This is a genomic window from Massilia oculi (genome assembly GCF_003143515.1).
Taxonomy (GTDB): Bacteria; Pseudomonadota; Gammaproteobacteria; order Burkholderiales; family Burkholderiaceae_D; genus Telluria; species Telluria oculi.
Genome location: NZ_CP029343.1, coordinates 1,804,848 through 1,826,698, shown reverse-complemented (window position 1 = coordinate 1,826,698; position 21,851 = coordinate 1,804,848). Strand labels below are relative to the sequence as shown.

Below are 21,851 nucleotides of genomic sequence, written 5' to 3'. Positions count from 1 at the left end.
GACAAGCGCCGGCGGTACGTAAGTATGGCCGGCGCCCGATGCGGAGCGGATATCGCGGCAGTGACGCACCGCAATGCGTCCCTGTATTACATGGCCTTGAACGGACCTTTTGGCGGACGCGGCAGGAACATCGCGACGCGGGCTGCCACGGCGACGACGGCCAGGGCGATGGTGACGTATTCGAGCGGGTGCATGATCAACCCCGCACTGCCGGAGCGTAGCCGCCGTGGGCGACGTACAGATCTTGCGAGAAGCTGCGGATGGCCGAGATGGCTGCCGCGAAGAAGCTGGTGCGTTGGATGGCTGCAGTCATGATTGTTCCCCTGAGATAAATACTTCGATGTTGCGTTGCAGTATAGGGGCGTCCTCATCATAAACAAACTTTAGATTTGTGATTCCCGCGATTCATTCTGTGAATGATTATTAAGTTGCTCTCATGCAAGACATTCGATATGCGAATATCTCGGGCAAGGCGTTCCGCATAAGAAGGGCATGGGCCATTGGCGATGCTCGCGCCTGGTGCGAATCTTGCATATCGTAAGCATATGAAATCGCGAGACAGTGCTTCACCACATCTGCGGATCGTCGTCGTGCTTTCCGCAACAGCGCCCGGCACCGATCCGGACGCCGCCCAGGCCGCGCAGACGCGGCGCAGCACGGCGCTGCGCATCGGCCTGCTCGAATCGGGCTACGACCTGATCGCATCGCTGCCGGCCGACGTCTTCCTGCCCGAGCGCATCGCCCAGCTGCAGCCCGACCTGATCATCGCCGACAGCGAGTCCGACGCACGCGACGTGCTCGAGCACATCGTGATCGCCACCCGCGACGCGCGGCGTCCGATCGTCCTGTTCACCGAGGACGATGCGCCGGCCAGCATGGACGCGGCGATGGACGCCGGCGTCTCGGCCTATATCGTGGCCGGCCTGCAGGCCGAGCGCGTCAAGCCGGTGCTGGATGTGGCGCTGGCGCGCTTCCGGCGCGAGCAGAAGCTGCTCGATGAGCTGAGCGACACGCGCCAGAAGCTGGCGGAGCGCAAGACCGTCGACCGCGCCAAGGGCCTGCTCATGAACCGCTACAGCCTGACCGAAGAGCAGGCCTACCAGCGCCTGCGCACCCTGGCGATGAACAAGAACCTGAAGCTGGCGGAAGTCGCGCAGCGCCTGATCGACGTGGAAGACCTGCTCGGCTAGGCCACGCTTCACTACAGACAAGGACAAGGAGACGTATGACATTGGCAGGCAGAGGCGCCTGGATCGCCGGCACCGACCGGCCCGAGATCGAGACCGTCCGCATCGGCTTCATGCCGCTGGCCGATTGCGCGCCGCTGGTGATGGCGTCGGTGCTCGGCTTCGACGAACGGTACGGGGTGCGCTTCGCGCTCACACGCGAACTGTCCTGGACCGCGATGCGCGACCGCCTGATCGGCCAGCAGCTCGATGCGGCCCATGCGCTGTACGGGATGGTCTACGGCATCCAGAACGGCATCGGCACCCAGCAGTGCGATATGGCGGTGTTGATGAACCTGCACCAGAACGGCCAGAACATCACGCTGTCGCGCGCGCTCGCCAACGCCGCCCTCGATCCGGGCCTGCTCAAGCGCGAGATCGACGCGAAAGGGCGCAAGCTCACCCTGGCCCATACCTTCCCGACCGGGAACCACGCGATGTTCCTGTATTACTGGCTGGCCGCGCATGGCGTCGACCCGCTGGTGGATTGCCAGGCGGTGACGGTGCCCCCAGGGCAGATGGCGGCCAGCCTGGCCGCCGGCCATATGGATGGCTTTTGCGCCGGCGAGCCGTGGGGTCAGCGCGCGCAGCGCGACGGCGCCGGGGTGCAAGCCGCGTCCAGCGAACAGGTATGGCCGAACCATCCGGGCAAGGCGCTCGGCACGCGCGCCGGCTTCGCGGCCAGCCACCCGAATACCTGCCGCGCCATGATCGCCGCGCTGCTGGAGGCGGCGCGCTGGCTCGATGCCTCGCGCACCAACCGCGAAGCCGCGGCCGAGGTGCTGGCCAGTCCCGCCTACGTCAACGCCAGCCGCGAGACGCTGCAGTTCTGCCTGGCCGGCAGCCATATCGACGAGCATCGGGAAGGCGCCTGGCGCGGCCACAACGGCCTGCGCTTCCATGCCGACGGCGAGGTCAACTTCCCCTGGCTGTCGGATGGCATGTGGTTCATGACCCAGCACCGGCGCTGGGGCCTGCTGCGCGAAGCCCCTCCTTATCTGGCGCTGGCGGCCCAGGTCAACCGCATCGACCTGTACCGCGAGGCGGCCGAACGCACCGGCACGATGCTGCCCGCTACCCCGATGCGCAGCTCGACCCTGCTCGACGGCCGGGTATGGGACGGCAGCGATCCGCATGCCTGGGCCGGCGCACCATCCGGATCTTGAACGCGGTGCATGCGGGTGCATCATCGTGGGGAGCGATGCACCGCAATGCAGCATCCGAACGCATTTCATCAGCGTCCGCTCCCTGAAGCACCGGTGGCACGCCTCTTGCTCATACCTCTGACAGGATCAATGGCGATTCTCTTCACGATTTTCACTTAGCGCCGGCCCAACGCGGGGACGGCAACAGGACAACGGCGTCCGCAGCTACTGCCCATGGCAGCCAGCGCGGACGCCTTTTCGTTTTTAAAGGAAGAACAATGGCCAGCAAAGCGGACAGCATCAAGCTCTTTTCCTTCCAGGGGGCGCCGATGCGCGCCTTCCACCTCACCTGGGTCGCCTTCTTCGTCTGCTTCTTCGCCTGGTTCGCCTGCGCGCCGCTGATGCCGGTCATCAAGGGCGAATTCGGACTCTCGATGGAGCAGATCGCCAACATCAATATTGCGGCGGTTGCGATCACCATCTTCGTGCGTCTGCTGGTCGGTCCGCTGTGCGACCGCTACGGCCCGCGCAAGACGTACACGGGCTTGCTCCTGCTGGGCGCGATTCCCGTGCTGGGCGTGGCGCTGGCGCAGAGCTACGAGGCCTTCCTGCTGGCGCGCCTGGGCATCGGCGCGGTCGGCGCCAGCTTCGTCATCACCCAGTACCACACCTCCGTCATGTTCGGACCGAAGGTGGTCGGCACCGCCAACGCGGCGGCGGCGGGCTGGGGCAATGCCGGCGGCGGCGCGGCGCAGGCGGTGATGCCGCTGATGCTCACCGCCATCGTGATGCTGGGCGTGAGCCAGTCGCTGAGCTGGCGCCTGGCGCTGGTGGTGCCGGGCGTGATGATGATCGTGATGGCCTTCTTCTACTGGCGCTATACGCAGGACTGCCCGGCCGGCAATTACGACGACCTGCGCAAGACCGGCCGCATGCCTGATGCCGGCGGCAAGGGCGGATGGGCGAGCTTCGTCGCCGGTTGCCGCAACCACCGCGCCTGGCTGCTGTTCGTCACCTATGGCGCCTGTTTCGGCATCGAGATCTTCATCCATAACATCGCCGCCGTGTATTACGTCGAGCACTTCGACCTGTCGCTGGCCCAGGCCGGCATGGCGGCGGGCAGCTTCGGCCTGCTGGCGCTGTTCGCCCGCGCGCTGGGCGGCTGGCTGTCGGACAAGGCGGCGCTGTCGGGTGACCTGAACCGCCGCGTGACCGTGCTGTTCGTGCTGATGATCGGCGAAGGACTCGGCTTGCTGTGGTTCGCCCAGGCCGAGGGCGTCGTGTTCGCCGTGGTCGCGATGCTGGTGTTCGGCCTGTTCACCCACATGGCCTGCGGCGCCACCTATGCGCTGGTGCCGTTCATCGCGCCGAAGGCGCTGGGCGGCGTGGCCGGCATCGTCGGCGCCGGCGGCAACGTCGGCGCGGTGGCGGCCGGCTTCCTGATGAAGGGTACGGGCGACATCAAGCAGACGCTCACCATCCTCGGCGGCCTGGTGCTGGTCGCCAGCGTCTGCGCCATCGCAGCCCGATTCACCGCGACGGGCGCCGACACGGCGCCGGCAGCCGCAGCAGCTTGATCAGGGAGCAGCAAATGCATATCGTCGTCATCGGCCACGGCATGGTGGGCCACAAATTCCTCGAAACCCTGGCCGCCAGCGGGCGGCAAGACTTGCGCATCACGGTGCTGGGCGAAGAACCGCGGCCGGCTTACGACCGCGTGCACCTGTCCGAATTCTTCGCCGGGAAGCGTGCGGACGACCTGTCGCTGGTCGCGCCGGGCTTCTTCGAGCGTGAAGACATGGTGCTGCGCCTGAATGCGAAAGTAGTCGGGATCGACCGGGCGGCGCAGAAGGTGACGCTGGCCGACGGTACCTCCGTCGCCTATGATCGCCTGGTGCTGGCGACCGGTTCCTATCCCTTCGTGCCGCCGGTGCCCGGCGCCGACCGCAAGGACTGCTTCGTCTATCGCACCATCGAAGACCTGGAAGCAATGCAAGAGGCGGGAACGCGTTCCAAGTCCGGGGTCGTGATCGGCGGCGGCCTGCTGGGCCTCGAATGCGCCAAGGCGCTGCGCGACCTGGGCCTGAACGCCCACGTGGTCGAATTCGCGCCGCGCCTGATGGCGGTGCAGGTCGACGATCCCGGCGCGCGCGTGCTGCGCACCCGCATCGAGGAGCTGGGCGTCGGCGTCCACACGGGCAAGAACACGCTGGCCATCGTCGATGGCGACGACACCAACCACCGCATGCAGTTCGCGGACGGTACGCACCTGGACACCGACATGATCGTGTTCTCGGCCGGCATCCGCCCGCGCGACGAGCTGGCGCGCGCGTCCGGGCTCGGGATCGGCCCGCGCGGCGGCATCGTCATCGACGACCGCTGCCAGACCTCGGACCCGCACGTCTACGCCATCGGCGAATGCGCATGTTGGCGTGGCCAGCTGTTCGGCCTGGTCGCGCCGGGCTACGACATGGCGCGCACCGCGGCGCGGCATCTGCTGGGAACGGAATGCGGTTTCGTCGGCGCCGACATGAGCACCAAGCTGAAACTGATGGGCGTGGACGTGGCCAGCATCGGCGACGCCCACGGCGCCACGCCGGGCAGCCGCAGCTATCAATTCCTCGATGAACGGCGCCAGACTTACCGCAAGATCGTCGTGTCGAGCTGCGGCAAATACCTGCTGGGCGGGGTGCTGGTGGGCGAGGCGTCAGCCTATGGCGCGCTGCTGCAGACGATGCTGAACAGGATCGAACTGCCGGAGGCGCCGGAATACCTGATCCTGCCGGAGAGCGGCGGGGCGCGTCCGGCGATCGGCGTCGACAAGCTGCCGGCCACGGCCCAGGTCTGCTCGTGCAACGACGTCAGCAAGGGCGCCCTGTGCGAGGCGGTGGCCGGCGGCGCCACCACCATCGGCGCCCTCAAGAGCTGCACCTCGGCCGGCACCGCCTGCGGCGGCTGCGTGCCATTGGTGACGCAGGTGCTCAACGCCGAGCTGAAGAAACTGGGCGTGGCCGTCAACAACCACCTGTGCGAACACTTCCCGTACTCGCGCCAGGAGCTGTACCACCTGGTGCGCGTGGAAGGCATCAAGGACTTCGGCGAGCTGCTGGCGCGCCACGGCAAGGGCCTCGGTTGCGACGTCTGCAAGCCGACCGCCGCGAATATCCTGGCCTCGGTGTGGAACGATTTCGTCTTGACCCCGAAGCACGCCAGCCTGCAGGATTCGAACGACTACTTCCTCGGCAACATCCAGAAGGACGGGACGTATTCCGTCGTGCCGCGCATGCCGGGCGGCGAAGTCACGGCCGATGGCCTGATCGCGGTGGGGATGGTGGCCAAGAAGTATGGCCTGTACACCAAGATCACCGGCGGCCAGCGGGTCGACCTGTTCGGCGCCCGCGTCGACCAGCTGCCCGCGATCTGGGAAGAGCTGATCGCGGCCGGCTTCGAGTCGGGCCACGCCTACGGCAAGTCGCTGCGCACGGTGAAATCCTGCGTCGGCTCGACCTGGTGCCGCTACGGCGTCGGCGACAGCGTCGGCTTCGCCATCGCGCTGGAGAACCGCTATAAAGGCTTGCGCGCGCCGCACAAGATCAAGTTCGGCGTCTCGGGCTGCACCCGCGAATGCGCCGAGGCCCAGGGCAAGGACGTCGGCCTGATCGCCACCGACAAGGGCTGGAACCTGTATGTGTGCGGTAATGGCGGCATGAAGCCGCGCCACGCAGAGCTGATCGCCTCGAACCTGTCCGAAGAAGAGGTGGTGCGCCTGACCGACCGTTTCCTGATGTTCTACGTGCGCACCGCCGAGCGCCTGCAGCGCACCAGCACCTGGCGCGAGAACCTGGAAGGCGGCCTCGATTACCTGAAGGCGGTGGTGGTCGACGACAGCCTCGGCATCGCACAGGAACTGGAAGCGCAGATGCAGCACGTGGTCGACACCTATGCCTGCGAATGGAAGGAAGCCGTGACCGATCCGGCCGTGCGCCGCCGCTTCCGCCACTTCGTCAACAGCACGCAGGTCGACGAGAACGTCGTGTTCGTGCCAGAGCGCGGCCAGGTCCGTCCGGCCACCTTCGACGAACGCCGCCGCGTCATCCCCATCGCCACCGCCGCATAAAGGAGAGCATCATGCACCGTGATCTTCAACTCGAACACTGGACCGCCGTCTGCAACCTGGACGAGATCGTGCCCGATACCGGCGTGTGCGCCTTGCTGAACGGCCGCCAGGTGGCGGTATTCCGCGTCGGCGGCGATGCGCCGAGGGTGTTCGCCATCGATAACTACGATCCGAACTCGCAGGCCGCCGTGCTGTCGCGTGGGCTGGTGGGCAGCATCGGCGAGCGCATCGTGGTCGCTTCGCCGATCTACAAGCAGCATTTCGACCTGCGGAGCGGCGAGTGCCTGGAGGCGCCGGCGCAATCGGTCGCCAGCTATCCGGCGCGGATCGACGGCGGACAGGTGTGGGTCGCCGCATGAGGTCTTCTCTTGTCGTGGTCGGCAACGGCATGGCCGGCATGCGCACCGTCGAGGAGCTGCTGGCGCTGGCACCCGAGCTGTACGACATCACCGTGTTCGGCGCCGAGCCGCGCGTCAACTACAACCGCATCATGCTGTCGCCGGTCCTGGCGGGCGAGAAGACGGCGGACGAGATCGTGCTGCATCCGCGCAGCTGGTACGAGGAGCACGGCATCACCCTGCATGCGGGCGACCCCGTTGTGGCGATCGACCGCAAGCGGCGCATCGTGCGCGCGCAGTCGGGCAGGGAGGTTGCCTACGACCGCCTGCTGCTGGCGACCGGCTCGCAACCGTTCATCGTGCCGGTGCCGGGCGCCGAGCTGCCAGGCGTGGTGGGCTTTCGCGACCTGGACGACGTCGACACCATGCTGCAGGCGGCGCGCGACGGCAAGCACGCGGTCGTGATCGGCGGCGGCCTGCTGGGACTGGAAGCGGCCAACGGCCTGCTGCGCCGCGGCATGGACGTCACCGTGGTCCATCTCACCCATAGCCTGTTGAACCAGCAGCTCGACGTCGACGCCTCGTTGCTGCTCAAGATCGCGCTGGAGGGCCGCGGCCTGCGCATCCTGCTCGGTGCCGAGACCGAGGCCATTCTCGGCAATGGCAGAGTGGAGGGCGTGCGCTTCAAGGATGGCACAGAGGCGCCGGCCGACCTGGTGGTGATGGCGGCCGGCGTGCGTCCGAATGTGGCGCTGGCGCGCGCCGCGGGCCTGCACGTCGAGCGCGCCATCGTGGTCGACGACACCTTGCAGAGCTACGATCCGCGCGTGTACGCGGTGGGCGAATGCGTCCAGCACCGCAAGGCGACCTTCGGCCTGGTGGCGCCGATCTGGGACCAGGCGCGCGTGTGCGCCGCCCACCTGGCCGGCCTGGGTCATCGCCGCTACGTGCAGCAGGCCACCGCCACCAAGCTGAAAGTCACCGGCATCGATTTGTACTCTGCCGGCGACATCGTCGGCGGACCGGGCACGCAAGATCTGGTGCTGCGCGACCGCCGCGCCGGCATCTATAAACGCCTGGTGCTCGAGGGGAACCGCATCACGGGCGCCGTACTGTATGGCGACGTGCTCGACGGTCCCTGGTATTTCGACCTGATCCAGCGCGGGGCCGACGTGTCGGCGCTGCGCGATCGATTGTTGTTCGGGCCTGCAATGTGTGAAGCGCAGGCCGCGTAGAAGAGAGTCACTTATGTCGCACATGCCGATCCCGCTGCAAGAAGTCCGCACCACCTGTCCTTATTGCGGCGTCGGCTGCGGCGTGAAAGCCACGCCGCTGGGCGATGGTGGCGCGCTGATCGAGGGCGACGCCGATCATGTGGCCAGCCGCGGCCGCCTGTGCGTCAAGGGCTCGGCCCTGGGCGAGACGCTGGGCCTCGATGGCCGCCTGCTGACGCCAGCCATCAGGCGCGACGGCGCGATGGCGCGCGCGAGCTGGGACGAGGCGCTGGACACCGTCGCCGACGGCTTCAGGCGCATCGTCGCCGAGCACGGGCCGGATGCGGTGGCGCTGTACGTCTCGGGCCAGATCCTCACCGAGGATTACTACGTCGCCAACAAGTTCATGAAGGGCTACGTCGGCAGCGCCAATATCGACACCAACTCGCGCCTGTGCATGTCGTCCGCGGTGGCCGGCCACAAGCGCGCCTTCGGTGAAGACGTGGTGCCGGGCTGCTACGAGGATGTCGAGCTGGCCGACGCGATCGTGCTGGTCGGCTCGAACGCCGCCTGGTGCCATCCGACGCTGTTCCAGCGCATCGTCAAGGCGAAGGAAGCGCGTCCCGCATTGCAGATCGTCGTGCTCGACCCGCGCCGCACGGCCACCTGCGAACTGGCCGACCTGCACCTGCCGCTCAAGCCGGGCAGCGACGTGCGGCTGTTCAACGGCCTGCTGGCCTATCTGGCGCGAGAGGGCGCGGTCGACCATGACTTCGTTGCGGCGCACACCCATGGGCTGGAGGCGGCGCTGGAAGTCGCCACGGTGGATGACGAGGTGGATGACGTGGCGCGCGACTGCGGCGTCGATCCGGCCCAGCTGCGCGCTTTCTATGAACTGTTCGCCCGCACCGAAAAAGTGGTGACGGCGTTCTCGATGGGCGTGAACCAGTCCTCGAGCGGCACCGATAAAGTCAACAGCATCATCAACTGCCACCTGCTCACCGGCCGCATCGGCCGTCCCGGCATGGGCCCGTTCTCGCTGACCGGGCAGCCGAACGCAATGGGCGGACGCGAAGTGGGCGGCCTGGCGAACATGCTCGCCGCCCATCTCGACCTGGACAATGCCGGCCATCGCGAGGCGGTGCGCGGCTTCTGGGACGCACCGCGCATCGCCGACAAGCCGGGCCTGAAGGCGGTCGACCTGTTCCGCGCGGTGGAGGCGGGCAAGGTCAAGGCGGTATGGATCATGGCCACCAATCCGGTGGTCAGCATGCCGGATGCCGACCAGGTGAGGCGCGCGCTGGCTGCCTGCGAACTGGTGGTGGTGTCGGACGTGGTGGCCAACACCGACGTCGGACAATATGCGCACGTGCTGCTGCCGGCGCTGGCCTGGGGCGAGAAGGATGGCACGGTGACCAATTCCGAGCGCTGCATCTCGCGCCAGCGCGCCTTCCTGCCGGCCCCGGGCGAGGCGCGCGCCGACTGGCAGGCGCTGTGCGAGGTGGCCAAACGCATGGGCTTTGCCGGCTTCGACTACGACGGCGCGCACGCGATCTTCGACGAGCACGCACGGCTGTCGACCTGGAAGAACGATGACGAAGGCCATCGCCGCGCCTTCCGCCTCGATCCGCTGGTCGGCATGGACCTCGCGGCCTACGATGCGCTGCAGCCGGTGCAATGGCCGCTGAACGCCTCGGCCGAGGGCACAGCACGGCTGTTCGGCGACGGCCGTTTCTCTCACCCCGACGGCAAGGCGCGTTTCGTCGCGACCACGCCGCGCGCGCCTGTGCATGCGCCGGGCGGCGAGTTCCCGCTGGCGCTCAACACCGGCCGTCTGCGCGACCAATGGCACACGATGACCCGCACCGGCAAGTCGCCGCGCCTGGCCGGCCATGCGGCGGAACCGTTCGTCGACCTGCATCCGCACGACGCGCTGCTGGCCGGCGTGCGAGAAGGAGAACTCGCCCGCGTCAGCTCGCGGTGGGGCGCGATGGTGGCGCGCGTGGCGCATGGCGGCGGCATCGCGCGCGGCGCGGTGTTCGTGCCGATCCACTGGAATGGGCAAACCGCGTCCGACGCGCGCGTCGGCGCGCTGGTCAATCCCGAAGTCGATCCGGTGTCGGGCGAACCCGAGTTCAAGCACACGCCGGTGCGGGTGGAGCCGTTCGGCGTGGCCTGGTATGGCTTCATCCTGAGCCGCATGGAACTGAACCTGGAGCGGGTGGCGCACTGGACGCGCGTGCGCGGCAGCGGCTTCCTGCGCTATGAGCTGGGCGGCCGCGAGCCGGTGTCGCCCGCGATGGCGCGCGCGCTGCTCGGTGCGGATGAAGACGCGGACTGGATCGAATACGAAGACAAGTCGGAAGGCATGCTGCGGGCGGCGCTCGTGGTCGATGGCCGCCTGGAAGCCTGCCTGTTCGTGTCGCGCCGGCCCGACCTGCCGGCGCGCGCCTGGCTCGGTGAACTGTTCGCGCAAACCGGGCTGAGCGCACGCGAACGCGCGACCTTGCTGGCCGGCCGCGCGCCGACGCCGGGGCCGGACCCCGGGCCGACCGTCTGCTCCTGCTTCGGCGTCGGCCGCAACACGATCTGCGCGGCCATCGCGAAGCAGGACCTGAAGACATCGGCCGAGGTGACCGCCTGCCTGCGGGCCGGCGGTAATTGCGGATCGTGCCTGCCCGAGATCAGGTCGCTGTTGCAGGAGGTGCGCTCAGCCGTGGCATGACGGGATCACGACGCTCCGTCGCGGCACTCCGGATGCAGGCCACGCGAGCGCACCACCGGCGCCTCGTTGCCGAATAGCGGCAGCTCGATGTATGGCCGCTCGGTGGCCGACACCGCCAGCACATAGGCCTGGCGCTCGAGCCGGTGCTGCAGCACGACCTGCGCCACGTAGGCCGGGGCCAGCACGCGCTGGGCCTTGCGCTTGCCCAGGTCGAGATAGCCGAAGCGCATCGTGGCCGACTGCACGACGTCGCCCGGCGGCCGGTCCTTGGACTTGCCCAGCACGCTGGCCAGGCGCTCGGCCAGCTGGCGCGCCGCCAGTTCGGCCTCGAGGACGGGCGCGCTGTCGAGCACCTCGGCATCGCTGTGCCGGATGTTCAGCGCGAGCGCGTCGACCGTGCCGTCGCCGGCCAGGCGCAGCGCCACCGAGGCGGCCCCCAGCACCGGGATTTCTCCCACCGCATGGCGCCAGGCGCCGGTGGCGCGCACCAGCAGCGTGTCCGAGAGCTTCTGGTCGCGGTCGCTGCCGCGCGCCTTGGTCTGCCACAGGCGCTCGAAGGCGAGGCTGCCGCGCTCGCCGACCCAGGCGCCGATGTCGATGCGCTGCGCGGCCTGTTCCAGCTGGCGCACCAGCGCCGGCGTTTCTTCCGGCCGCTGCCAGGGCGCCTGGAACGGCGCCAGGCCGGACACGTAGCGCAGCGCGCTGGATGCGTGGTAGACCACGGCGCGCGCGCCATCGGCCAGGTACACCACGCTGCGCTCGCCGCGGTCGGCCAGGTTGGCGCGGTCGTGGCGGCAGATGTCGGCCTCGTGCAGCGCGGTCAGGAAGCGGTTCATGCTGGCGCGCGCATCGTCGCGGGTGAGCGGGGTGAGCGCGATCACGTCGGCGCGGCCGGGCACGGCATGCGCGCCGGTCTTCATCAGCTTATCGATCAGGGTTTGCTTATTCATTGTTCAGCCCTCCGTCCACTTCCACAACAGACATGCCTGCTGCGCCGGCGCCAGGTCGGAACTCACGCTGCCGTGGCCCCACAGGTGGTCGCGGTTCAGGGCGGACAGATCCCAGCGGATGGCGCCGCCGTTCCAGGTGGCGGCGTCGCCCACGCAGACGGTGACCGGATGGTTGTCGACCCACCAGTCGGACACGCCGTCGTGCCAGGCGCCCGAGACGGTGTCGCCGTCGACCAGGTTGTCGGCCACGTCCTCGCCGCATTCGTCGGTGGTGATGCCGTCGACCATATCGCCCCAGGCGCCGCAATAGATGTGCAGGCGCGCGAAGATGTTCCACAAGCCGGTGACGGCGTCCAGGTTGACCGTGTGGCAGGAGTAGGCCATCACCCATTCGCTGTTCCAGTCCTCGCCCAGCTGCCACCCGTCGGACCAGGTGCGCCATTCGCCATGCGCGATGTCGTACAGCATGCGCGCCCGCCCGTCGGCCTCGGAATTGCCGTGCGTTTCGATCCAGAACAGGTCGACGTCGTCGACCCAGTTGCGGTCGCTGCCGCCCTGGTCGACGTCGCGGAGATCGGTTTCCCAGACGTCGGTATTGGCCCAGTAGAAGGCGCGCGTGTGGCCGGTCGAGCGCAGCGCGCTGTCGAATCCATTGCTTCTGTTAAAGGTGTACGTCAGGTCTCCCGCCGTGCTCACGCCGGCGGCGCGCGCATGGTTGAAATACCGGATTGCTTCGACTCCGAACCTCGCCATGAGATTCTCCTTTCGTGTCAGGAAGCCATGCGCCACACCCTGATGGGTACGGCGGGGGGCTCGGGATACAGTAGTCGGAGCGAACGCGGCGGCTCTGGCGAAGATCAGGCTTCGGCAGGGTTGGCGTTCCAGCCGGACAGAAGCGCCGCGCGGGCTTGCGCGGCGTCGACTCTCAGGGGGCCGGTGGCGGGGTCTTCTGCGGCCTGGTCGTGACCAGGCTGGCGATGACGGAGATGACCAGGATGGCGCCGACGGCGCCGAGCGCAATACCGGTGGGAATCTTGTAGATGTCGAGCAACAGCATCTTGATACCGATAAAGATCAGGATCGCCGCCAGGCCGTATTTGAGCAGGTGGAAGCGGTCGGCCATGTCGGCCAGCAGGAAGTACATGGCGCGCAGGCCCAGGATGGCGAACACGTTCGACGTAAACACGATGAAGGGGTCATTGGTGACGGCGAAGATGGCCGGGATCGAGTCGACCGCGAAGATGAGGTCGGTGATCTCGACCATGATCAGCACAATGAACATCGGCGTGGCATGGCGCAGTCCGTTCCGCATCACGAAGAAGCGCTCGCCATGGTAGTCGTCGGTGATGCGCATATGGCCGCGCAGCCACTTCAGCACCTTGTTGTCGGCCAGGTCGGGTTGGCTGCCGGCCGACATCAGCATCTGGATGCCGGTATACAGCAGGAACAGGCCGAATACGTACAGGATCCAGTGAAACCGGGCCAGCAGCAGGGCCCCCAGGAAGATCAGGATCGCGCGCATCACGATGGCGCCGAGCACGCCATACATCAGCACGCGCTTCTGGTATTGGGGCGGCACGCTGAAGAAGCTGAACAGGGTGATCCAGACGAACACGTTGTCGACCGCGAGGGATTTTTCGATCAGGTAGCCCGTGAGATATTCGAGCGCCTTGTCGCGCGCGACGACGGGCCCGGCGATACCCTCCACGTACCAGTAGAACCAGCCGCCGAAGGCGAGGGCGACCGTGATCCACACGAGCGACCACAGGGCCGCCTCCCGGGTGCCTACCTTGTGGTCGCCGGCGGTCTTGAGGCCGAAGAAGTCGATCGCCAGCATGACGACCACGAGGGCGGAAAAAGAGAGATACAGAGTGGGGGTACCGGCCGATTCGAGCATGATTTCTCCAAAGGCAAGGTAGACCGGATGGTTCCGGGACTGGCAGCGTTGGTATTAGATCATGCCTCCCAGGCGAATGTCACGTGCATCACAGCTTGCCTGCGTGCAGACCGGCGCAGGGACGCGCAGCGCGCGGTGGCGCCCGCCGGGATGGCGCCCGGCGGGCGATCGCGTGCCTAGCGCAAGGTGCGGGCGAAGAACTCGTCGGTGCGGCTGTTGGCCAGGGTCGCATCGTCGTGATCGTAGTGGCTGCCGCCGGGACGGGCGAAGGCGTGCTGGCGGCCGGGGTACACATGCACTTCGGCATCGGCCTTGCCTTCCAGCGCGGCCTTGATCTTTTCCTGCGCTTCCGGCCCGATGTATTCGTCGGCCCCGGCCAGGTGGTAGAGCAGGGGAGCGCCGATGTGCTTGGCTTCGTGCAGGTACTGGTCGGTGCCGCCGCCGTAATAGGCCGCGAAGGCGTCGCCATCGGTGCGGGCCGCGGCCAGGTAGGTCATCAGGCCGCCCAGGCAATAGCCGGTGACGCCGACCTTGCCGGTGCTGCCTTCCATCGTGCGCGCGGCGCTGATGGTGGCGGCGATGTCCTGCACGCCGTGGTCGAAGTCATAGGCCTGGTACATCGAGAAGGCCTTGGCGACGTCGGCTTCGTTCGCCTCCGACAGCTGGATGCCCGGGTCGGTGCGCCAGAACAGGTCGGGGGCGACGGCGATATAGCCCTTGGCGGCGTAGTTGTCCGCGATGCTGCGGATGCCGCCGTTCACGCCGAAGATTTCCTGGAGCACGACGATGACAGGGTAGGTGCCCACGACATTGGGACGCGCGACGTAGCAGTCGAAGCCGCGGTCGGCGGTGGTGACGGTGAGGGTTTCGGACATGGGATTCCTCTTGGTTGAAAGGTGGATGCCAGCCGGTGGGATGCATGCGACCGGCCGTTGCGAGACATATCATAAGGCCGATGGCGGGATCGGAACAGGTTCGCGTTCTTGACACCGCACCACGCTCCTCGCACAATGGGTTCTGTATACAGAATACTGTATATGAATCCCATGGGTCCCCGCATCGGCATGCCTTTGCCGGAACCAAAAAAACCAGGAGACGACAATGAAAACGATGCAGACGAGGCGCCGATGCCTGGCCGCGGCATTGCTGGCGGCCACCGGCGCGCCGGCGCCGGCCCAGGATGCGGTGACCGTGTACGGGGTGGTCGATGTGGCCATGGTCCAGGAAGCCGGAGGCAGCGCCGGAAAGCTCACCAAGCTCAGCAGCGGGGTCGGCGCCGGCTCGCGCATCGGCATCCGTGGATCGGAAGATCTTGGCGGCGGCACGTCGGCCATCTTCCTGATGGAGAGCGGCTTCCAGGCCGATACCGGCGCCATGGGCCAGGGCGGCCTGCTGTTCGGGCGCCAGATCTACGTTGGTCTGCAGGGCCGGCTCGGCACGGTGACGGTCGGCCGCCAGTACACGCCGCACTACATGACGACGGTGATGGCCGATCCCTTCGGTTCCGGCTACGTGGGCGACTCGAAGAACATGCTGGCGGTGACCGGCAACTCCTTCAGCCGCATGGACAACACGGTCAAGTACGTGTCGCCGACGCGGCACGGCGTGGTCCTCGAACTGGTCGCCGCCGCCGGCGAAACCGCCGCCGACCGCGAAAGCGGGCGCCAGCTGGGCATGGCGCTCGACTATACGTCCGGTCCGCTGCGCCTGCGCTTCGGCTACCACGACCGCAACAACGACACCGCCGCCTTGCGCAATACGGAGAACGCCAGGAACGCCATCGTGGCCGCGGTCTACGACTTCGGCATCCTGAAGGCCCACGCCAGCTATGGCCGCAACCGTGGCCTGAACAGCTCGGTGTGGCGCAACAATGACAATCCCTATGGCTACGCCGACGCGCCGCTCGCATCGACCGACAGCAAGGATGCGCTGCTCGGGCTGACGGTGCCGTTCGGCCAGCATGCGCTGATGGCGTCGTGGATCCACAAGGACGACCGCGGCGCGCGCAACCAGGACGCCAGCCAGTTCGCGCTCGGCTACCGCTACGCGCTGTCGAAGCGCACCGAGCTGCACGCGGCGTGGTCGCGCATCGACAACCGCAACGGCGCCAGCTATACGGTCGGCAGCGCCATCGAATCCGGCACGGGCGACCGGGCCACCAGCGTCGGCATCCGCCACAGCTTCTGACAGGCGAGCAAAAAAGGCCCCGCTGCGTCGCCGCAGCGGGGCCTTTCGATCGTGCCTGCGCCAGTCTACTTCTTGCGCGACACCAGGTGCGCCGGGATCGTGAACACCAGCAGTCCGCCGATCACCAGGCAGGCCGCGATCACCAGCAGGCCGTTGCCGGTGCTGTCGGTCGCCGTCTTCACGTAACCCAGCATCGACGGCGCGATCAGGCCCGAGAAGCTGCCGACCGAGTTGGCGAAGGCGATCCCGGTGGCGGCCGCCGCGCCAGTGAGGATCGTCGGCGGCAGGGTCCAGAACTGGCAGATCGTGGTCATGATCCCCATCGTCGCCAGCGTCAGGCCCATCAGGGCGATCGTCGTGTTGCCGGCGTACAGCACGCTCCACACCAGGCCGATGGCGCCGGCGAAGCCGGCCAGGGCCAGGTGCCAGCGCCGCTCGCCATGGCGGTCCGAGCTGCGTCCGGTCATCACCATCGCGACGGTCGCCGCCGCGTACGGGATGGTGGTCAGCAGGCCGATGTGCCAGGGGTCGACCACGCCGCTGTCCTTGACGATCGACGGCAGCCAGAAGCTGATCGCGTACAGGCCCATGGTGAAGAACAGGTAGATCATGGCCAGCAGCCAGACGCGCGGATTGGTCAGGCCGTCGCGCAGCTTGTGCAGGTGCTTGCCCTGGGCGTCCTGGGCCAGATTGTGTTCAAGCAGCGCCTTCTCGCGGGCATCGAGCCACTTGGCGTCCTTGATGCGGTCGTCCAGGAAGAAGAAGGCGACCACCCCCAGCAGCACGGTCGGGATCGCCTCCAGCAGGAACAGCCACTGCCAGTTGGACAGGCTGCCCACGCCCACCATCGAGGCCATGATGAAGCCCGACAGCGGTCCGCCGATCACGCCCGACATCGGGATGCCGGTCATGAACAGCGCCGTCACCTTGCCGCGGCGCGAGGACGGGAACCAGTAGGTGAGGTACAGCAGCACGGCCGGGAAGAAGCCGGCTTCGGCCATCCCGAGCAGGAAGCGCAGCACTTAGAACTGGGTTGGCGTGTTGACGAACATGGTGCAGGCCGAGATGATCCCCCAGGTGACCATGATGCGGGTGATCCAGAAGCGCGCGCCGACCTTCAGCATCACGATATTGCTGGGCACCTCGAACAGCACATAGCCGACGAAGAACACGCCGGCCCCGAGGCCGTAGACCGCCTCGCTGAAACCGAGGTCGTTCATCATCGACAGCTTGGCGAAGCCGACGTTCACCCGGTCGAGATAGGCGAACACATAGCAGAGGAACAGGAAGGGAAGCAGCCGCCACATCACCTTGGCATAGACGGCGCCTTCTTCGTCACGGGTAGCCGCGACCCCCGCCGCGGAAGTAGAACTCAACATTGTCTTGTCTCCTGCTGTTGTATGAAATACGCGCCAGGGCACCGTCATGTGCCTTCGGGTTGTCCCGGCGCGGCGTGCAACAATGGTGAAAACGATTCCTCTTCAGTCGAACATATCAGGTTGGGTGCGCTTCAACTGGTCCCAGATTGGCTGGAAGTGCAGCCAGCCGATGTAGTCGCTGCCGACGTGCTCGCGGCTGTAGCGCGAGCGGTCCGGCGGCACCATGACCGGCGCGATCCCGGTCGCCTCGACCAGCAACTGCTGCTGGCAGCAGCGTTCCAGCGCGATGAACCAGAACGCGGCCGACTCGATGCTGTGGCGGCTGGCGGTGAGCAGGCCATGGTTCTGGTGGATCGCGGCCTTGACGTCCTTGAACCAGTCGCATACCGCCAGGCCCGCCTTTTCTTCCACCGCCACCTGGCCGGCCTCGTCGCGGATCACGATGTGGTCCTCGAAGAAGGCGGCGGCGTCCTGGCTGATCGGGTCGAGCGGGCGGCCCAGCGCCGCGAAGGCGGTGCCGTACACGGTGTGGGCGTGGCACATGGCCATGATATCGGGATGCGCTTCGTGCACCGCCGCGTGCAGCACGAAGCCGGCGCGGTTGATCGCGTAGTCGCCCTCGACCACGGTGCCCTTGTGGTCGGCCAGGATCAGGTTCGAGATCCTGACCTGGTCGAAGTGCACGCACATCGGGTTGGTCCAGTACAGTTCCGGAAATTCGGGGTCGCGCACCGTCAGGTGACCGGCGAAGCCATAGTCGAACTTGTGCTGGGCGAAGGCGCGGCAGGCCGCGACCAGGCGCTCCTTGCGGTGCTGGCGCTCGTCGGCGACGTTGTCGAATACGGGGATCTCCGGATAAATCAGTCCGCTCTGCTTGGGCTGGTAGATCGAGATCGGGGCCGCCTGGGCGGTCGTGGGTTTCACTTTGTCCAGCATGCTGTCTCCTTCGGTAGGGTAATGCGCAAGGCCTGCCGCCGCCATGCGGGCGCTGCGGCGTGGCCGTCGGATGGAATGGAATCAGAGGTCGAGCACGAGCACCGGGCTGGTGGCGCGCGAAACGCACGCCGTCAGCCACTGCTCCTGCTCGTCGGCGCCGAGGATGTAGTCGCGGTGGTCGACCGAGCCTTCCAGGTAGCGGATCCTGCAGGTGCCGCACAGGCCGGCCTGGCAGGAGGTCTCGACCCGCACGCCGGCCTGTTCGAGGGCCTCGGCGATGCTGCGTTCGGGCGGCACCTCGATTTCGGCGCCGGTGCTGGCGATCCTGAGCAGGAAGGCGCCGGCCGTCGCCGGCGCGCAGGCGTCGGCCGCCGGCTCCGGTGCCTTGAAGTGCTCGAAGTGGACGGCGCCGGCCGGCCAGTGGCGGCTGGCGTCGGCGCAGGCCTGCATGAAGCCGGCCGGGCCGCAGTAGAACAGGTGGGTGTCGTCGCCCGGGTCCTTCAGCAGGGCCGCGATGTCCAGGCCCTCGCCAGGCTTGCCGTGGTCGAAATGGAACTGCACGCTGCCATGCTCCCAGTGCGCGTCGAACTGTTCGCCGAAGGCCACGCAGTCGCGGTTGCGCGCGCAGTAGTGCAGCTCGAAGGGAATGCCCTGGGCTTCCAGTGCGTGCGCCATCGACTTGACCGGCGTGACGCCGATGCCGCCGGCCAGCAGGATGACCTTGCGGGCGCCCGGCGCCAGGCCGAAGTTGTTGCGCGGCGCGCCGACGCTGGCGATGTCCTGCACCTTCAGCATATCGTGCAGGGCTTTCGAGCCGCCGCGGCCCTTCTCGTCGCGCAGCACCGCGATCACGTAGCGGTGCCGTTCGCACGGCGCATTGCACAGCGAGTACTGGCGCGTCATCCCGTTCGGCAGGTGGATGTCGATGTGAGCGCCGGCCTCGAACGGCGGCAGGTCTTCGCCCTGCGGGTGCACCAGCTCGTATGAGTTGATGCCCCGGCCTTCGAAGCGGATCTGGCGCACCAGCAGCGACAGGCGGGTGTCGGGCGGGGTGTCGGCCGGATTGATGTGGGTCTGTGTCATTTCCATGCTTGTCTCCTGAGCGGCCCGGACGCATCCCGGGCCCATGGTGCCCGCCCGCCTTACTTGCGGGTCGAGCCTTCCAGTTCGTCGAAGCGCTGGCGCACGAAGGCGGCGCGTTCGTCGCCCTTGAGTTTTTCGCTCTCGGTGATGATGGCCACGATCTGGCGCGTCACGTGGCGGCGTTGCGCCACTTCTTCCTCGACCGTCGCCCCTTCCTTCACCTCCAGCACATTGCCCGAGCAGTAGCTGTTGGGCATGCCGCCCGACTCGCGCAGCCACTCGGCGAACTGCTGCGGACCGGCGGCCGGATTGCTGCCGCGGACGGCATCGCGCAGGAGCTTGCGGAACATGAACACGCCGGCGTCGAACTTGGTCGGATTCTCGAGGGCGTGCACGGCGATCGGACGCTGGCTGATGATGGCCTCATAGTCGCCCGGCGCGTACTGGCATTCCTTGTAGTTCGCGCGCGCGCGGTGGTCCGATGGAATCGGCGGCAGGTCTTCCAGCTTGTACTTGCCGAAGCGTTCGGGGCGGCGCATGGCCACCTGGCCTTCGAGGAAGTCGATGGTTTCGTAGCCGACCATCTCCTTGTTGCCGACGCCGCGGGTATCGATCCCGGGACCCATCACGCGCCAGCCGATCATCTTGGCATTGGTGTCGTCGACCGGCACGGTCCAGCGCACGATGTGGAAGCGCGAGAACAGCTTCTTGTTCGAGCCGTCTTCGGAGGTGTAGGCGTGCAGGCTCAGGTTGGGCAGCACCTGGTGCTGGACCCGCACGAACAGCTTGTCGCCGTTGACGCGGCGCGCGCCGGCGCAGGCCAGGCCGCGCCCGCCGTGCACCGGAATGAACTGCATGTCCGGCGCTACTTCCATCGAGGCCGCGCCGACCTCGTCGAAGGTCGTGCCCTGGTACTGGCCCTTGACGACGTTCTTGGCCGCGTGCAGGGCGGTCGGGTGGAAGTTGTCGGCCGCGTTGTCCTGCACCTGCAGCCAGTTACAGTGCTGGAAGTTCGAATACGGAACCAGTTCGTCGCCCTCGGCCACGGTGAAGTCGCCCTCCCACTCGGGGAAGGGCGGCTCTTCCTCCGGCGGCCCCATATAGGCGAACACCAGGCCATGGCGCTCGAAGGCTTTATAGGCGCCCTGCTTGATCGAGCATGCGTACTTCTCGGCCTCCTTCTCCTCGCCCTTGGGGAAGGGCACGTGCAGGCAGGTGCCGTCGATGTCGAACACCATGCCGTGGTAGCAGCACATGATGCCTTTCTCCTGGATCGCGCCGTATTCGAGCGAGGCGCCGCGGTGCACGCAGTGGGCGTGCAGCAGGCCGATCCGGCCCGAGCCGTCGCGGAAGGCGACCAGTTCTTCGCCCAGGATCTTGAGGAAGTGCGGGGTGTCGGTGAGCTCCAGCGACATGCAGACCGGATGCCAGAAACGGCGCATGTATTCGCCCATCGGGGTGCCGGGGCCGACCTCGGTCAGTTCAGGGTCGTGGCCCGGCACCTTGCTGGTGTGGTAGCCGCCGAACGGGATCAGCTTCTTGACGGTTGGCTGGGCGCCGGCTTCGGCGACTTTGTCTCGGGTATTCATGGGTGGGTCTCCTCCGGGTTCACGGGTGCAGGGTATTCAGTACTCTGTATACAAAATGCGATGGCAAAATTTTTTGGACGATCAGTTATCGCTTCAGTCCGGCGCGGGCGCACCGGTACGAGATCACCAGCCTGATCGTATGGAGCCTTCATGGGTTTTATCCATGACTCTGTGTGTTCCGTGTTCTGTATACAGAATCCATTCTTGCGGATTCAAAGTCAAGCGTTTTGATGCCGCGTGGGCGCATATTTTGCTGACGCGGCGCAGCAATTGACTTCATTCCGTTTGCACGTATACTGAATACAAAGGTGCCGACATGCTAAGTAAACTTACCAAGATTCAAGCTCGTCCCGACCTGGTCGACGAGGTCTACCAGAACCTGCTGGACGCGATCAGCGCCGGGACGCTGCCGCCCGGCTCCCGCATCACGCAAGAAGAGATCGCGGAACAGATGAACGTGTCGCGTTCGCCGGTGCTGCAGGCGCTGCGCCTGCTCAAGAAGGATGGGCTGATCCAGGATGCGCCCGGGCGCGGCGTGCTCATCGCCGGCATGGATCCGCAGTGGATCGGCAACCTGTACCAGGTTCGGGGCGCCCTCGATGCGCTGGCGGCGCGGCTGGCGGCGGCGCAGAAGATCGACCTCGGCCCCGGAATCATCGCCGCCGGCCGGCGCGCGGCCAGGAGCGGCGACGTCAAGGTCATGATCGATGCGGATATCGCTTTCCATACCGCGATCTACCGCGCTTCCGGCAATCCGCTGATCTTCGAGACCACCCAGCTGCACTGGGTCCACCTGCGCCGCGTGATGGGCGCGGCGCTGCAGTCGGCCGGGCAGCGCGAGTCGATCTGGGACGAACACGAAGGCATTGCTCGTGCGATCGCCGCTGGCCAGGTGGAACTGGCTGGTCAGCTGTCCGAGCAGCATGCCGAATTCGCGCGCCGCAATCTGCTCGAGCGTCTGGGGGAAGTGCTGAACGCGCCGCAGGCCGCCGGCGGCAATCGCGCCGGGGGGCGCGCGCGCTGAACGTGCGCGCGATCGCGCTGTCGGCAAGCGAGGCGCAAAAA

Annotated in this window: 16 protein-coding genes and 1 pseudogene; 9 read left to right on the top strand and 8 right to left on the bottom strand. The window is 67.0% G+C overall.

Going from position 1 to position 21,851, the window contains the following annotated elements; all coding sequences use genetic code 11:
- The first annotated feature begins 545 nt into the window (after positions 1-545).
- The 7 genes from DIR46_RS08460 (at position 546) to DIR46_RS08430 (ending at position 10,765) form a co-directional block, all read left to right on the top strand.
- Complete coding sequence (locus DIR46_RS08460) at positions 546-1,190, top strand: ANTAR domain-containing response regulator (protein WP_109344840.1); 645 nt, start codon at positions 546-548, stop codon at positions 1,188-1,190.
- A 35-nt stretch (positions 1,191-1,225) separates the two neighbouring features.
- Entirely contained in the window at positions 1,226-2,392 is a 1,167-nt protein-coding gene (locus tag DIR46_RS08455; RefSeq protein ID WP_109344839.1) for a CmpA/NrtA family ABC transporter substrate-binding protein, read from the top strand.
- A 257-nt stretch (positions 2,393-2,649) separates the two neighbouring features.
- The gene (locus DIR46_RS08450; protein ID WP_109344838.1) at positions 2,650-3,948 is read left to right on the top strand and encodes an MFS transporter; all 1,299 of its coding nucleotides are present in this window, start codon (positions 2,650-2,652) and stop codon (positions 3,946-3,948) included.
- Between the two features lie 14 nt (positions 3,949-3,962).
- A complete protein-coding gene (nirB, locus tag DIR46_RS08445) occupies positions 3,963-6,488 on the top strand; it encodes a nitrite reductase large subunit NirB (protein WP_109344837.1) in 2,526 nt (841 codons plus the stop codon).
- A gap of 11 nt (positions 6,489-6,499) precedes the next feature.
- Positions 6,500-6,847 (top strand): nitrite reductase small subunit NirD, encoded by a 348-nt coding sequence (nirD, locus tag DIR46_RS08440; protein ID WP_109344836.1) that lies wholly within the window; start codon positions 6,500-6,502, stop codon positions 6,845-6,847.
- Entirely contained in the window at positions 6,844-8,061 is a 1,218-nt protein-coding gene (locus tag DIR46_RS08435; protein ID WP_109344835.1) for an NAD(P)/FAD-dependent oxidoreductase, read from the top strand. The genes nirD and DIR46_RS08435 overlap by 4 nt, the downstream gene beginning before the upstream one ends.
- Before the next feature lie 13 nt (positions 8,062-8,074).
- Positions 8,075-10,765 carry a nitrate reductase gene (locus DIR46_RS08430; protein WP_109344834.1) on the top strand — a complete coding sequence of 897 codons (2,691 nt, stop codon included), beginning with the start codon at positions 8,075-8,077 and terminating at the stop codon, positions 10,763-10,765.
- 5 nt (positions 10,766-10,770) lie between these two features.
- Here the strand turns inward: DIR46_RS08430 and DIR46_RS08425 are convergent, their stop codons facing one another.
- The 4 genes from DIR46_RS08425 to DIR46_RS08410 all read right to left on the bottom strand — a co-directional run bounded on the left by DIR46_RS08425 (position 10,771) and on the right by DIR46_RS08410 (position 14,487).
- Positions 10,771-11,715 carry a hypothetical protein gene (locus DIR46_RS08425; protein ID WP_109344833.1) on the bottom strand — a complete coding sequence of 315 codons (945 nt, stop codon included), beginning with the start codon at positions 11,713-11,715 and terminating at the stop codon, positions 10,771-10,773.
- 3 nt (positions 11,716-11,718) lie between these two features.
- Positions 11,719-12,468, bottom strand: a complete 750-nt coding sequence (locus tag DIR46_RS08420; protein ID WP_109344832.1) for a DUF6345 domain-containing protein — start codon at positions 12,466-12,468, stop codon at positions 11,719-11,721.
- Positions 12,469-12,640: 172 nt separating this feature from the next.
- On the bottom strand, positions 12,641-13,612 hold the full coding sequence (locus DIR46_RS08415) for a TerC family protein (protein ID WP_109344831.1): 972 nt from the start codon (positions 13,610-13,612) through the stop codon (positions 12,641-12,643).
- 176 nt (positions 13,613-13,788) lie between these two features.
- The gene (locus DIR46_RS08410) at positions 13,789-14,487 is read right to left on the bottom strand and encodes a dienelactone hydrolase family protein (protein WP_109344830.1); all 699 of its coding nucleotides are present in this window, start codon (positions 14,485-14,487) and stop codon (positions 13,789-13,791) included.
- A gap of 226 nt (positions 14,488-14,713) precedes the next feature.
- On the opposite strand from DIR46_RS08410, the gene DIR46_RS08405 reads away from it, so the two are divergent.
- Positions 14,714-15,799, top strand: a complete 1,086-nt coding sequence (locus tag DIR46_RS08405) for a porin (protein WP_307719133.1) — start codon at positions 14,714-14,716, stop codon at positions 15,797-15,799.
- A 65-nt stretch (positions 15,800-15,864) separates the two neighbouring features.
- Here DIR46_RS08405 and DIR46_RS08400 read toward each other — a convergent pair.
- The 4 genes and pseudogenes from DIR46_RS08400 to DIR46_RS08385 all read right to left on the bottom strand — a co-directional run bounded on the left by DIR46_RS08400 (position 15,865) and on the right by DIR46_RS08385 (position 20,786).
- Positions 15,865-17,178 (bottom strand): annotated as a pseudogene (locus DIR46_RS08400) (MFS transporter).
- A 102-nt stretch (positions 17,179-17,280) separates the two neighbouring features.
- Complete coding sequence (locus tag DIR46_RS08395; RefSeq protein WP_109344829.1) at positions 17,281-18,114, bottom strand: class II aldolase/adducin family protein; 834 nt, start codon at positions 18,112-18,114, stop codon at positions 17,281-17,283.
- Positions 18,115-18,195: 81 nt separating this feature from the next.
- Complete coding sequence (locus DIR46_RS08390) at positions 18,196-19,203, bottom strand: PDR/VanB family oxidoreductase (RefSeq protein WP_229446546.1); 1,008 nt, start codon at positions 19,201-19,203, stop codon at positions 18,196-18,198.
- Positions 19,204-19,256: 53 nt separating this feature from the next.
- Complete coding sequence (locus DIR46_RS08385; RefSeq protein WP_109344828.1) at positions 19,257-20,786, bottom strand: Rieske 2Fe-2S domain-containing protein; 1,530 nt, start codon at positions 20,784-20,786, stop codon at positions 19,257-19,259.
- A 316-nt stretch (positions 20,787-21,102) separates the two neighbouring features.
- On the opposite strand from DIR46_RS08385, the gene DIR46_RS08380 reads away from it, so the two are divergent.
- Positions 21,103-21,810 carry a GntR family transcriptional regulator gene (locus tag DIR46_RS08380; protein WP_109344827.1) on the top strand — a complete coding sequence of 236 codons (708 nt, stop codon included), beginning with the start codon at positions 21,103-21,105 and terminating at the stop codon, positions 21,808-21,810.
- Positions 21,811-21,851: the final 41 nt, after the last annotated feature.

Coding starts and splice junctions, on each gene's coding strand:
- DIR46_RS08425 (WP_109344833.1), bottom strand. CDS start 11,715: ATGAATAAGCAAACCCTGATCGATAAGCTGATGAAGACCGGCGCGCAT.
- DIR46_RS08405 (WP_307719133.1), top strand. CDS start 14,714: ATGAAAACGATGCAGACGAGGCGCCGATGCCTGGCCGCGGCATTGCTG.
- DIR46_RS08410 (WP_109344830.1), bottom strand. CDS start 14,487: ATGTCCGAAACCCTCACCGTCACCACCGCCGACCGCGGCTTCGACTGC.
- DIR46_RS08395 (WP_109344829.1), bottom strand. CDS start 18,114: ATGCTGGACAAAGTGAAACCCACGACCGCCCAGGCGGCCCCGATCTCG.
- nirD (WP_109344836.1), top strand. CDS start 6,500: ATGCACCGTGATCTTCAACTCGAACACTGGACCGCCGTCTGCAACCTG.
- DIR46_RS08435 (WP_109344835.1), top strand. CDS start 6,844: ATGAGGTCTTCTCTTGTCGTGGTCGGCAACGGCATGGCCGGCATGCGC.
- DIR46_RS08390 (WP_229446546.1), bottom strand. CDS start 19,203: ATGGAAATGACACAGACCCACATCAATCCGGCCGACACCCCGCCCGAC.
- DIR46_RS08460 (WP_109344840.1), top strand. CDS start 546: ATGAAATCGCGAGACAGTGCTTCACCACATCTGCGGATCGTCGTCGTG.
- DIR46_RS08380 (WP_109344827.1), top strand. CDS start 21,103: ATGCTAAGTAAACTTACCAAGATTCAAGCTCGTCCCGACCTGGTCGAC.
- DIR46_RS08450 (WP_109344838.1), top strand. CDS start 2,650: ATGGCCAGCAAAGCGGACAGCATCAAGCTCTTTTCCTTCCAGGGGGCG.
- DIR46_RS08415 (WP_109344831.1), bottom strand. CDS start 13,612: ATGCTCGAATCGGCCGGTACCCCCACTCTGTATCTCTCTTTTTCCGCC.
- DIR46_RS08420 (WP_109344832.1), bottom strand. CDS start 12,468: ATGGCGAGGTTCGGAGTCGAAGCAATCCGGTATTTCAACCATGCGCGC.
- DIR46_RS08430 (WP_109344834.1), top strand. CDS start 8,075: ATGTCGCACATGCCGATCCCGCTGCAAGAAGTCCGCACCACCTGTCCT.
- DIR46_RS08455 (WP_109344839.1), top strand. CDS start 1,226: ATGACATTGGCAGGCAGAGGCGCCTGGATCGCCGGCACCGACCGGCCC.
- DIR46_RS08385 (WP_109344828.1), bottom strand. CDS start 20,786: ATGAATACCCGAGACAAAGTCGCCGAAGCCGGCGCCCAGCCAACCGTC.
- nirB (WP_109344837.1), top strand. CDS start 3,963: ATGCATATCGTCGTCATCGGCCACGGCATGGTGGGCCACAAATTCCTC.